Raw genomic sequence first — 12,804 nt, forward strand, 5'->3', positions numbered from 1 at the left:
CTTTTGTATTTTGCATTTGATTTATCCAAAAAAATCCCTCCTGTATAGCAGTGTGTCCTTTTTCTACACTGTCTACACAAGAGGGATAATATCAAATGGCAAAGGGGTTTTGTTTTAGAATTTCTATCATGAAGAAGGAATTTCGTGAATCTTGTTGAAATTTATCTATTTGGAAATATTTACATAAGGTGTTGCTGAAATGAAAACGATGATATTTATGGATCGGATTATTTTTCGTGATGCTCAAACGTAAAAGCACTCCCTAAAGAGGGATAAACAAACGGATGGGAGATGATGCACGATCGAAGCAAACGTGATGATGAAACGAGAAAAGAAGAAAAGCATCCATCCTTATCAAATTTTATGGCTCCTGCCGATTGTATTTGCGATTCACAATATAGAGGAGCTTCCATTTCTTCAAGGATGGGCGAATGAAATTTTAGATGATTATCCGTTTTTGGCACGATTATATGAATTGAAAAATGTAGCCATTGCAATGGTACTGCTTACTTTGACCGTTAGTATCATTGTCTGGATGGAATATAAGAAGCGCAGTCGGATCACGCTTCATCTCACCGTTTTTTGTATCTGTTTATTGCTGGTGAATGGGGTGGTTCATGCCGGTCAGTTTTTTGTGTACAGACATTATGTTCCAGGGCTCATTTCTGCCGTTGTGCTTATGATTCCTTATATGGCGTATATCCTTTATCTATTCGTCAAAAACAATCGCATCCAAATGAGAGAAATCTTTGTGTATTTAGTGTTTAGTGTAATTGCGATGAATCCGCTTATTATTGTTTTCCTGCTGATATCGAGCTTATTGGCAGGGTAGGAGGTACATGAAAATAAAAAAGAGGCCTCCGTTTTTTTATAAAGTGATACGGATTTCGAACCGTCCCTTCAGGAGATGCCTCTTTCGATTTATGATGAGATATGCCGAAAACTCTTATGCAACGTGCCTTCTTTCCATGATGTTAATTCCTAGTCCTGCCAATACAACGCCCATGAAGCATAAAATGCTGATCGGATATAACAAATCAGTGAATGAATCGCCGTAGATTACGGCCCTCTTTAGCAATTCCATTCCATACGTGACCGGGACGAATTTAGAGAGCGTCAATAGCACATTGGAGGATACAATCTCTAACGGCCAGTACGCTCCGCCAATCATTGCCATGCTGACAGCGATCAGTGGAAGGATAGCGTTGAATTGCTGTACGTTTTTGGCAATTCCTGTGATAAAAATCGATAAGGCAACAATCGCAAACACATAAGGAATTAGCAGCAAGAAGATGGTTAACAGTTTGCCGTGAAAATCGATGCCAATGGCAAAGCGAAAAACGACCAGTATGAGCGCTACTTGGATATAGCCCATGATAAAGCTGTAGATTAAATTCCCTGCGTATATCTCCCATTTTTTGATCGGGGACAAAATCATCCGATTCCAAATTCCTTCCCGTTTTTCGATTAAAATATAAAGAACGTTATAAGCAATCGTGTAGATGACGAAAAATAATGAAAAACCAAAGATGGATTGCAGTTGGCCGTCTATAATCACGGTCTCTTCCCCGCGAAACCGTTTCTTTTCCAGCGTAAAAATGGGATGAGTTTTTGCATCATGGAGTGCGTCTTTAACGTTTTCAACGCTTATATTCGGATTTTTCGTCGCGCTTTCGATGATCTTTTTCGTTTGCATTTCTTTGGTATAAACTTTTTGGACATATTGACCAATTAAATAGACATTGGCGGTTTTGGAGGATACAATTAAGCGGAAATCATCCTTCTCTAGCTTAACTCCCGCTACAACCTTGCCCTCGCTGACAAGTTTATGAACATCATCCTCATCCATCCATTCAAAAGTAAATAAATCCGATTGCTGGAGGGAATGAAATAGATCTGTTACTTCTTTTTTTGAGAGATCGCTGTAAACAGGGACTCGTATTTCTTTTTTGTTTGCTTCGCCAATTAATAAAGCAAATACAATGCAAATGACAGATGTAATTAGAAACATCCATGGTTTTCGGATAAAAAGGCGAAATTTTGCCGATAAAACTCCCATCATGATAAATCCCCCCTTTTTGGGAAAATCCAAATGCTGCAGATGAGGATGACAACACCAAAGGCGCATAAATACCAAACCGACCCAATGACTGCAGATAACTCATAACCTTGTAAAATTTTTAAATAGGCCGTCATGCTGGCACCATTCGGGGTTAAATCTCCTACTATACGGATAAATTCTGAAATTTGGCCAGAAGGGAAAAAACTTCCCCCAAGAAATGACAAAATCGAAACGATCGTACTTGAGAAAAAGATTGATACATTTTCCGAGTTCATTCTATAGTTTAAAGCGGTTAGTAGCACGGCTAAACCTCCGACAGCGAAGCAAAGAGAAACGGTGATAGATAGAAATGACGTCATATTTGGCCATTTAACATCATAAAACAGAGCAGCCAACCCGTATAAAATGATAAGCTGAACAAACGCGAGAATCATTGCCGTAAGAAAAATGCTAGATATATAAGCCCTTTTTGGAACATTAGCAAGTAAAATCCGCTGGAAAACATGAGACTGTTTTTCACGGAAGGCATAAGAGGCGATATAGGACGCGATATATAACACGAACATGACGCTCATTCCAACCGTATAATAGGTAGATGCCGTCATTGGTTTCTTTTTCGTAACGGTTTCCATTTCCCCTTTCACATTAATAGCAGGCAATTCCAATGAATTGCTTGCCACTCCGGCTTTTCCGGGTGCGGAAAATATGGAATATTGTTCCTGGAATTCAATAAGGATATCTTCTACTAATTTAGCGGCCATTTGTTTTCCTTCATTCATATAAATCGAAAGTTTAGGTTGAACGTTTCCTCCAAACATCGCGTTGTTTAAAAAGGCATAGGAGAAATGCTCAGGAACTTCAATAATCGCTGCATAACGGTCGCTTTGCCGGGTTTCATCAAGCTCAGATGGAGGAACGGTTACGAATTCAATATACGGTTGTATTTCTTTTGAACCAAAAACATCATTTTTTAACATGGTGATGGGCAACATCTTTTCTGCTGTTTTCACCAGCATTTCCTTCTGTTCCACTGGCATCGGCATGTTTTTTACATCATTTACGAATGTTTTAAAGTCTTCTTGTTCGTTCCCATGTTCGACAAAGGCTACTTTGGCGTGAATGTTTGTTCCTTCATTATTCATAAAACTTCCAAGCGCAAAACCTAATATCGTAATTAAAATGAACGGCATGCCTAGAAGAAGCAGCAGCTCCTGCGGGTTTCGAATCAACAATAAAAATTGTTTCTTTATAAATGGACTAATCATGTCATGTCCTCCTTTAATCGCGCAGTGCGCGTCCAGTTAAATGGAGAAACACATCTTCTAAGGTTGGTGTTTTGATTTCAACGGATGTCAAAACCGTCTTTGTCTCGTCAGCCAGTTTAAATAGGGTTGACAATAGATTGACTTCTTTTGGAGCCAAAATGGTGATTAGGCCATCTTGAACCGTGACACGGCTGATGATTGGATTTTGATGCAAGGCTTGAATAAAAGATTCATTGGCTCGTTCCACTTTTATTTGAATCGTATCTTCCGATGATAAAATATTTTTAATTTCTTCTTTCGTTCCTGAAACAATGATATGACCTTGATCCATAATGTAAATTCGATCGCATAAAAACTCGACTTCTTCCATGTAGTGGCTGGTGTATAACACCGTCATTTTTTTTTCTTCGTTCAATCGCTTGACCGTTTCTAAAATGTAGTTTCTGGACTGCGGGTCAATGCCGACGGTCGGTTCGTCCATAATAATGAATTTTGGTTCATGTAATAAGGCCACACCAATATTTAATCTTCTTTTCATTCCGCCAGAGAAGTGTTTGACGAGATCATTTTGCCGATCGGTTAACCCGACAATCTCTAAAACTTCTTCGATTCTCGTTTTTAATTCCATCCCTGATAGGCGATAAATTTTTCCGAAAAACTGCAAATTTTCTTTTGCGGATAGGTCGGAGTACAACGCGATTTCTTGCGGCACGACTCCTAATACGTTTCGCAGTTTATGCGGATGTTTAATGACGCTTTCGTTATTGAAACGAACATCGCCGCTCGTCGGTGGAATTAAGGTGGAAATCATCGCAATCGTCGTTGATTTTCCTGCTCCGTTCGGCCCCAGCAACCCGACGATTTCTCCTCTTTCTAAAAACAAACTCGCTTTATTGACCGCTTTATGTTGCTTAAATTGCTTGGTCAGTTCTACTGCTTCTAACATGTTCCTCGCCTCCTTAGTTTCATTGTTATGTTTTTCGAGTTGTCATTCACACTATCGCAAGTCATTTATTTTTCAAAAAAATATGACCTCAGTCATGTTGGCATAAATTGTTGCTGAATGGAGCGTGAATCCATTGCGGAAATGTGTCTATGAAACGCAATGGCAAATATCGCTCTCGTCAATGCTATCTCTCTGTAAGGACTGTGGGAAATCATTCCATGATATAACAAACAGATAGTCCATTGTCAGGAACGAGATACCCTCACAAGTGGTTTAGAATGACCAGCTAAAAAAAGAACGCAATAATAAAATTGCGTTCTTTTTCACCAAAGGGGCTCTTCTTTATCGACAAACGAATATAAAAATGGTATCAATGTCATTACAAGAACTGTTAACGACAAAAATATCAAAATAGCAAACTTAAATGGAAGCCCAAATGCCAGTAGTGCAAAGGATATGATCAATGGTATATTAGTCATTAAACTTATTTTTTGTCTTGATTTCATTGTTGGATATATTTTTGTTCCACATTCAGGACACTTTATTTCTTGCCTAAATTTGAACGAAGCACGAAATATGCTTCTCCAACTAAATTTATGGTTGCATTTACAACATTTTGGCAATTCCATTGAAACTAACTCCTTTTTTGTTTTATTTTACCATGTGATATACATCTTTTCTATGACTGATAACAACAATCTTTTAGAAAATAGCCAATAAAAAATGGCGCTGTCTCATAAGGGGCTGACCTCACGCGAGTTTCACAATATATATTTCATTTATCCAATGTTATGTCCTATATATTGTGTTGTGGGAGCTAGCCATGGACTTTCGGAACAGCCTCAATGTTGCTAGCAAATATCGTGTTTGACGGCATAAATGGCAAGCTGTGTTCGATCGCGAAGGTCAAGTTTTTGTAAGATTTGCGTAATATAATTTTTAACGGTCCCTAAAGATAAATGAAGCTCGGCTGCAATTTCTTTATTCGTTTTTCCTTCTCCGACCAATTTGGCAATCGCCAACTCACGAGGGGTTAAAGGGATGGGAAAAGGGTCCTTTTGCGGTTTTTCTAACAACTTCGGAACGATTTTTGCGGCAACCTCTTCATGAATCGTCATTCCGCCTTTCATACAACTGTGAATCGCCTCGATCAGCTTTTTGGAATCAGCTGTTTTTAATAAAAAGCCGCTTGCGCCGTCTTTTAATGTCTGCATCGCATACTCGTCATCATTGAATGTTGTTAAAATAAGGATTTTCACATCCGCCCAACGCGCTTTGATTTTTTTGGTTGCTTCCACTCCGTTCATGACAGGCATTCGAATATCCATAAGAACAAGATCAATGATATGGTTCTCCATTTTTTCTAGGGCCTCTAACCCATTCGTGGCCTCAGCAACGACTTTTAGTTGGCCGTCTTGTTCAATCATCATTTTAAGTCCTTGTCGAACAATCGCTTGATCTTCCACTAATAAAATCCGAATGGTCATCACGACACCTCTTTTGCCAGTAAAGTTCCTTGAATCACAAACTCTTCATTCGTTTGAAACACGCGCAGCGTCCCGCCTACTTCTTTCACTCGTTCCTTCATATTCTTTAAACCAAAACCTAACTGAAACGGCTTCGGGTCAAAAATTCGATTTTTAATTAAAAATTCGAGTTCACCGACTGCTGATTTTCCTAATATAACAAACACTTCTCTGGATTGAGCATGTCTCATCGCATTGGTGAGCGACTCCTGAATCACTCGATATAAAACAACATTTTGTTGGTTGGTCAGACGGACGGATAAGGCTCCTCGCTTGATCGTAAAATGAACCAAAATATGACTTTCTGACTCTAATTTTCGAATGAGTTGCAATACAGAGGAAATTCCTTCGTGTTCTTCCGTTTTTAATGCGCGAACTGCATGTCTTGTTTCTTCTAAACTTTCACGGACAAAATGTTTTAGTTCCTCGTATTCTTCTCGTGGGTTTTTGATAGATAACATTTCCAGCTGCATTAAAAGGGCGGTTAGTTTATGCCCCACGGAATCATGAATATCGCGCGCAATCCTCGTTCGTTCTTCTAATCGAGCAGCTCTTTCCGTTTGATAGTTTAAGCGCTTTAAACGCCGATACTCTCCAAGCAACTGTTCATAAAGTTGCCTTTGTTCCTCCTTTTCGGACATATTTTGATTGAACAAAACCGAGATGGATGAAAGAAGCATCAAAATAAAAAGCCATTCGATTTGGTGAGTTTTCATCAAAATAATCATCGATGAACAAAGAAGATGAAAACATGTCAATACGCGAAATGCCGAATGGGGCAATCGAAAAATTGACTCTGTGTAAACATATAAAAGCAGTAAGAGAGAGTACATATGGTTGGAAAGCGGATATCGCCATTCAGCTAAAACGAGTAAAAAGTCGATGGCGATGTATAAAACAAGTGGACGTTTTGCGGCGGAAACAAAAAAATAACTTCCAATCACAATCGAGCTGATGAACAATAAAATGGCAAGATGCTTCGATTGATGAAAGTGATGATATAAATAGAGAGTCCATAAAGTTGCAAATAGAAGTGAACGAACGATCAACATCTTCATAAATAACCCTCAATTTCCAATATAAACATAAAATACTGAATTTTTTGATAAATGTCAATAACTTAGGTCGATACATAAAATGAGTTTTGTTTTCTAACATTGCTTTCTAACATAATGAAGCTTTCACTGGTGAAAAGAAATGAGAAAAGTCATTGTGGAAATGCATCATTAGTTAAAAAATTTTATTGTTTTACAACAAAATTTTATCTATAATTCTAATAAATTAAAAAATTCTTATAATTATTAATGAAAGCAAAAAATGAACAAGGGGGAGTTATTTTGGAGGATTTTGTAAACAAGCTGAATGAGATCTTATGGAGTCCCGTCATGATTTATCTTTGCCTTGGTGTCGGGCTGCTTTTCTCGATTGTCACGCGCTTTTTGCAGGTCAGGCATTTTAAGGATATGATTGCTCTCATGTTCCAAGGGAAAAGTTCAGATGCTGGCGTGTCTTCTTTCCAAGCGTTGTCTCTTGCTCTTTCCGGACGCGTTGGTACAGGGAATATTGCTGGAACAGCGACTGCGATTGCGTTCGGTGGTCCAGGGGCTGTCTTTTGGATGTGGGCAATTGCCTTTATCGGGGCATCAAGCGCTTTTGTTGAATCGACGCTGGCACAAATTTATAAAGTGAAACAAGACGGTCAATATCGCGGAGGACCAGCCTATTATATTGAGAAGGGAACAGGTTGGAAATGGTATGCTGTCTTGTTTGCGTTATCAGCTATTCTTGCGGTTGGTTTATTAATGCCTGGCATTCAAGCCAACTCGATTGCAGCAGGATTAAACAATGCATTTGATATGAGCCCGACGGTTACAGGAATCATTTTAGTTCTTTTATTAGGGACTATTATTTTTGGGGGAGTCAAACGGATTGCAACGGTAGCACAGTATGTCGTTCCTTTTATGGCGCTCGGCTATATCCTTTTATCCATCATCATTGTCGCAATGAATATTACAGAATTGCCGCATGTGATGGCATTAATTTTCAAAAGTGCACTCGGGTTTGACCAAGCATTTGGTGGTATTCTTGGTATGGCTATTTCATGGGGAGTCAAGCGAGGAATTTACTCGAACGAAGCCGGTCAAGGTACTGGAGCGCATGCCGCCGCCGCTGCTGAAGTATCCCACCCAGCAAAGCAAGGATTAGTGCAAGCGTTTTCAGTGTATGTTGATACCTTGCTTGTATGTTCCGCAACAGCATTTATGATTTTGTTCACAGGAATGTATAATACTCAAGCGCCAGACGGTTCTTATATTGTGAACAACTTAGGCGATGTTGAGCCTGGTCCTGCTTATACACAAGCAGCCATTGAAACCGTATTTCCTGGTTTTGGAGCAGGATTTGTGGCGGTTGCGCTATTTTTCTTCGCGTTTACGACGATCATGGCCTATTATTATATCGCTGAAACAAACATTGCCTATTTAACCCGTGGAAGAGATAGTAGATTACCGATGTTTTTATTAAAAGTTGGCATTCTTGGGGCAACTTTCTACGGATCTGTCAAAACAGCCGGCCTTGCGTGGGCATTAGGCGATGTTGGTTTAGGAATCATGGTTTGGCTAAATATTATTGCCATTGTCATTCTTGCCAAACCGGCATTAAAGGCGTTGAAAGATTATGAGGAGCAGAAGAAACAGGGGAAAGATCCGGTGTTTAACCCTGTGAATCTCGGTATTAAAAATGCGGACTATTGGGTCAATGATTTTAAGAGAGATGAAGAACAAGTTTCTTAACGGAAGATATCTTTCAAAAGCAGGGATCGTGATGATTCCTGCTTTTCGTTTATTGCGAATACAAATGCCATATATTAAGTTTAATTTTTCGACATAAATAAGCTTTTCTGCCACTTCTCCGAACGAAAACGTCACCAGACAAATGAATTTGTCTGTCATGCGTTTTACGTTCGGAATCGGCATGCTTCTAGCATGCCTGGGCGGCAAGAAAAATCTTGTCGCCTATGGCAGAAAAGCGGTCTTCTATTCATGATGAGACATGTCGGAAACTCAACTTGAATCTATACAGATCAATGTGCGATTCTTTAGTTTGCTAATTTATTAATTTGTTAAAATATGGTAATAAATCATTGACAATAAGAAAATAGGACGGTTACAATAATAGTAAGTTATTAGTCTGTTTAGAAAATTTAAAAAATAGGTGCTGATTGGCATGCTGAAGCAAGCAAAAGGAAGGATTGGGCGCAACGCTGTGCTCTTAGCGCTTTTGGAAGAGGAGGAAGAAGCGGAAATCACTGCTCATTTAGAGAGCTTGCAATGGCGCTATTGCAAAGGGAAAGTCGGTTCAATGGAACTGCAAAAAATTGTTGCTTCCATTGAAACGGCAGCGAAGCGAAACGATGTTGTGAACGGTGAGCTATATCGAGAAATGCATGCGCTGTATCATGCGGTGATTGAGGCGATGCAAGGCGTAACGAGAGGACAGGTTGATTTAGGAGATTTAATGAGAACAGTCGGTCTTCGTTTCGCTGTTGTCCGCGGAAAACCGTATGAAAACAGCGAGGAAGGAGAATGGATCGCCGTTGCTTTATATGGTACGATCGGCGCGCCGATTCGCGGGCTGGAACACGAAACGATTGGATTAGGAATCAACCATATTTAAATATAGGAAGCCTATAGTTTTTTAGTCATGAGGAGGCTGCATTCGCAATACGTAATATGTGTATGTGCGAATATAGCCTCCTTTTTTATTTCGCTAAAGCGATGGAGAGGGTGGAGAAAACATGGTCGTTTTAACTGGTCATACGTTAACGTTAGAGGAAGTAAAACGGGTGTTGTACCGCGATGAATTTGTCATCGCTTCCAAAGAGAGTATGGAGGCTGTGGAGCGAAGCAGAAAAGCGGTGGAAGAGATTGTTGCGAATAAAAAAGTGGTATACGGCATCAATACAGGATTCGGAAAGTTCAGCGACGTCTTGATTGACGCGGATGATGTCGAAGAACTGCAATGGAATTTAATTCATTCGCACGCATGCGGCGTGGGGGAGCCGTTTCCGGAAGTTGTGTCTCGCGCTATGCTCCTTCTTCGTGCCAACGCCCTTTTAAAAGGATATTCCGGTGTGCGGCCAATCGTAATTGAACGGTTGTTGGATTTATTGAACGCAAAAATCCATCCGGTCATTCCGCAGCAAGGCTCGCTTGGGGCAAGCGGCGACCTCGCTCCGCTTTCTCATCTAGTGCTTGCTCTTTTAGGAGAAGGGGAAGTGTTTTATCGCGGCAAGCGAGTTCCCGCTATAGAAGCGTTATCAAAAGAAGGCATTGCCCCGATTGCGTTAAAGGCGAAAGAAGGATTGGCGCTTATTAACGGCACTCAGGCGATGACGGCAATGGGAGTGGTCGTTTATTTAGAAGCGGAACAGCTGGCGTATGAAAGCGAAGCCATTGCCGCCATGACGATCGAAGGGTTGCGCGGGATTATTGATGCGTTTGATGAACAGGTGCATCTCGTCCGCGGTTACAGGCAGCAGGTGGAAGTAGCAGCAAGAATTCGCGATTATTTAGCGGACAGCAAATTGACGACAAGACAAGGCGAGCTGCGCGTGCAAGATGCTTACTCGCTTCGCTGCATTCCGCAAGTGCATGGAGCTTCTTGGCAAGCGCTTGATTATGTAAAAGAAAAGCTGGAAATTGAAATGAACGCAGCAACGGACAATCCGCTCATTTTTGAAGACGGGGCGAAGGTGATTTCCGGCGGGAATTTTCACGGTCAGCCGATTGCGCTTGCGATGGATTTTATGAAAATCGCGATTGCTGAGCTGGCGAACATCTCAGAGCGCCGAATTGAGCGGCTGGTGAATCCGCAATTAAACGATTTGCCGCCGTTTTTAAGCCCAGCTCCGGGTTTGCAGTCGGGAGCGATGATTATGCAGTATGCCGCAGCTTCGCTCGTATCCGAAAATAAAACGCTCGCTCATCCGGCAAGCGTCGATTCGATTCCGTCGTCTGCGAATCAAGAAGACCATGTCAGCATGGGCACGATCGCTTCCCGACATGCGTATGCCATTTTACAAAACACAAGGCGGGTGCTCGCGATTGAACTGATTTGTGCCATGCAAGCCGTTGAGTATCGCGGTGTGGAGAACATGGCGCCAAAGACGAGAAAGTTTTATGAAGCCGCGCGAAAAATTGTTCCATCCATCACAAAAGACCGCATCTTTTCCAAAGACATCGAAGCGGCGGCGCAATGGTTGAAAGATGTTGACTGGCCCTTTTTTCTTCAAACAATCACACCCATCAATCAATATTCATAAGGAGGAAACAATGATGAGTCAAATAACTTCACGCAACATTAAAGCGAAAAAAGGTCTTGAATTGGAGTGCAAAGGCTGGGAACAAGAAGCGGTTCTTCGCATGCTCTATAACAATTTAGACCCGGAAGTTGCCGAAAAACCGGAGGAGCTTATTGTATACGGCGGCATTGGGAAAGCGGCGCGAAACTGGGAAGCGTTTGACGCGATCGTCAAAACATTGCGAGAGCTTGAAAAAGATGAAACGCTTCTCATTCAATCCGGAAAGCCGGTCGGTGTGTTTAAAACGCATGAACGCGCACCGAGAGTGCTGATTTCCAACTCGGTTCTCGTCCCAAAATGGGCAAACTGGGAGCATTTCCATGAGCTAGATCAAAAAGGGTTAATCATGTACGGACAAATGACAGCGGGCAGTTGGATTTACATCGGTACGCAAGGAATTTTGCAAGGAACGTACGAAACGTTTGCCGCAGTGGCGAAAAAACATTTCGGCGGAACATTGAAAGGGACGTTAACGCTCACAGCTGGCTTAGGAGGAATGGGCGGTGCGCAGCCTCTGGCGGTAACCATGAATGAAGGGGTTGTCATCGCGGTTGAAGTCGACCCAAGCCGCATTCAAAAACGGTTGGATACCAACTATTGCGACCGCATGACTGATTCATTGGACGAAGCGCTTCTTTGGGCGCATGAGGCAAAAGAAAAAGGCGAGCCGCTGTCAATCGGGCTTGTCGGCAATGCCGCAGAAGTGCATCATGAGCTGTTAAAACGCGGTGTAAAAGTGGATATCGTCACTGACCAAACGTCGGCGCATGATCCGTTAAACGGGTATATTCCAGAAGGGATGTCACTGGATGAAGCGGCGGCATTGCGCAAGAGCAATCCGGATGAATACGTGCGCCGCTCCAAACAAAGCATGGCCAAACATGTAGAAGCGATGTTGGAGTTCCAAAAACGAGGAGCGATTGTATTCGACTATGGCAACAATATTCGCCAAGTAGCAAAAGATGAAGGGGTTGAGGATGCATTTGCGTTTCCAGGTTTCGTTCCAGCCTATATTCGCCCGTTATTCTGCGAAGGAAAAGGACCGTTCCGATGGGTGGCATTATCGGGTGATCCGGAAGATATTTATCGAACAGACGCCCTGATTAAAGAACTGTTCCCAGAAAATGAGGCGCTTATTCGCTGGATCGATATGGCGCAGAAGAAAGTAAAATTTCAAGGGCTTCCTGCTCGCATTTGCTGGTTGGGATATGGCGAGCGCGTGAAAATGGGGCTTGCGATCAACGAATTGGTGCGCAAAGGAGAGTTAAAAGCACCAATTGTCATCGGACGCGATCATTTAGATTGCGGTTCAGTTGCTTCGCCAAACCGCGAAACGGAAGCGATGAAAGACGGAAGCGACGCCATTGGCGACTGGGCGGTGCTCAACGCTTTGATTAACACGGCCGCTGGCGGCTCATGGATTTCCTTCCATCATGGCGGCGGTGTCGGCATGGGTTATTCGCTGCATGCCGGAATGGTCGTTGTTGCCGATGGGACCGATTTGGCAAAAGAACGTTTAGAGCGTGTGTTGACGACAGATCCAGGCATGGGAATCATTCGTCATGCCGATGCGGGTTATGAACGAGCGATTGAAGTCGCGGACGAAATGGGCATCACGATTCCGATGCGAAAGTACCAGTAAG

At 42.0% G+C, this 12,804-nt stretch carries 11 protein-coding genes and 1 pseudogene; 6 read left to right on the forward strand and 6 right to left on the reverse strand.

Features of this window, described 5'->3' with window-relative positions; genetic code table 11:
- Positions 1–316: 316 nt before the first annotated feature.
- Entirely contained in the window at positions 317–832 is a 516-nt protein-coding gene (locus tag EDD69_RS14015; RefSeq protein ID WP_132949535.1) for an HXXEE domain-containing protein, read from the forward strand.
- A gap of 114 nt (positions 833–946) precedes the next feature.
- On the opposite strand, the gene EDD69_RS14020 is transcribed toward EDD69_RS14015, so the two are convergent.
- The 3 genes from EDD69_RS14020 to EDD69_RS14030 are packed head-to-tail and all read right to left on the reverse strand — an operon-like array spanning position 947 to position 4,273.
- Positions 947–2,062 carry an ABC transporter permease gene (locus EDD69_RS14020; RefSeq protein WP_132949536.1) on the reverse strand — a complete coding sequence of 372 codons (1,116 nt, stop codon included), beginning with the start codon at positions 2,060–2,062 and terminating at the stop codon, positions 947–949.
- Positions 2,059–3,327, reverse strand: a complete 1,269-nt coding sequence (locus tag EDD69_RS14025) for an ABC transporter permease (RefSeq protein WP_132949537.1) — start codon at positions 3,325–3,327, stop codon at positions 2,059–2,061. Before EDD69_RS14025 ends, EDD69_RS14020 begins: the two co-directional genes overlap by 4 nt.
- Positions 3,328–3,340: 13 nt before the next feature.
- Positions 3,341–4,273: an ABC transporter ATP-binding protein gene (locus EDD69_RS14030; RefSeq protein ID WP_132949538.1), complete on the reverse strand. Its 933-nt coding sequence runs from the start codon at positions 4,271–4,273 to the stop codon at positions 3,341–3,343.
- 128 nt (positions 4,274–4,401) lie between these two features.
- Between EDD69_RS14030 and EDD69_RS14035 the strand changes: the two are divergent.
- A pseudogene (locus tag EDD69_RS14035) lies at positions 4,402–4,545 on the forward strand (transposase-like zinc-binding domain-containing protein); the annotation flags it as partial.
- Positions 4,546–4,596: 51 nt separating this feature from the next.
- Here EDD69_RS14035 and EDD69_RS15835 read toward each other — a convergent pair.
- From EDD69_RS15835 to EDD69_RS14050, 3 genes are all read right to left on the reverse strand, one after another.
- Positions 4,597–4,902, reverse strand: a complete 306-nt coding sequence (locus tag EDD69_RS15835; RefSeq protein ID WP_132949539.1) for a TIGR04104 family putative zinc finger protein — start codon at positions 4,900–4,902, stop codon at positions 4,597–4,599.
- Between the two features lie 222 nt (positions 4,903–5,124).
- Positions 5,125–5,760 (reverse strand): response regulator transcription factor, encoded by a 636-nt coding sequence (locus EDD69_RS14045; RefSeq protein WP_132949540.1) that lies wholly within the window; start codon positions 5,758–5,760, stop codon positions 5,125–5,127.
- Positions 5,760–6,857 (reverse strand): sensor histidine kinase, encoded by a 1,098-nt coding sequence (locus tag EDD69_RS14050; protein ID WP_132949541.1) that lies wholly within the window; start codon positions 6,855–6,857, stop codon positions 5,760–5,762. The genes EDD69_RS14045 and EDD69_RS14050 overlap by 1 nt, the downstream gene beginning before the upstream one ends.
- Before the next feature lie 279 nt (positions 6,858–7,136).
- On the opposite strand from EDD69_RS14050, the gene EDD69_RS14055 reads away from it, so the two are divergent.
- The 4 genes from EDD69_RS14055 (at position 7,137) to hutU (ending at position 12,803) form a co-directional block, all read left to right on the forward strand.
- A complete protein-coding gene (locus EDD69_RS14055) occupies positions 7,137–8,591 on the forward strand; it encodes an alanine/glycine:cation symporter family protein (protein ID WP_132949542.1) in 1,455 nt (484 codons plus the stop codon).
- Positions 8,592–9,024: 433 nt separating this feature from the next.
- On the forward strand, positions 9,025–9,474 hold the full coding sequence (gene hutP, locus EDD69_RS14060) for a hut operon transcriptional regulator HutP (protein WP_132949543.1): 450 nt from the start codon (positions 9,025–9,027) through the stop codon (positions 9,472–9,474).
- A 121-nt stretch (positions 9,475–9,595) separates the two neighbouring features.
- Positions 9,596–11,122 (forward strand): histidine ammonia-lyase, encoded by a 1,527-nt coding sequence (gene hutH / locus EDD69_RS14065; protein WP_132949544.1) that lies wholly within the window; start codon positions 9,596–9,598, stop codon positions 11,120–11,122.
- Between the two features lie 13 nt (positions 11,123–11,135).
- Positions 11,136–12,803, forward strand: coding sequence for a urocanate hydratase (gene hutU, locus EDD69_RS14070; RefSeq protein WP_132949545.1), 1,668 nt, complete (start codon positions 11,136–11,138; stop codon positions 12,801–12,803).
- Position 12,804: the final 1 nt, after the last annotated feature.

This window comes from Thermolongibacillus altinsuensis, from assembly GCF_004341205.1.
In the GTDB taxonomy this organism is placed as follows: Bacteria; Bacillota; Bacilli; order Bacillales; family Anoxybacillaceae; genus Thermolongibacillus; species Thermolongibacillus altinsuensis.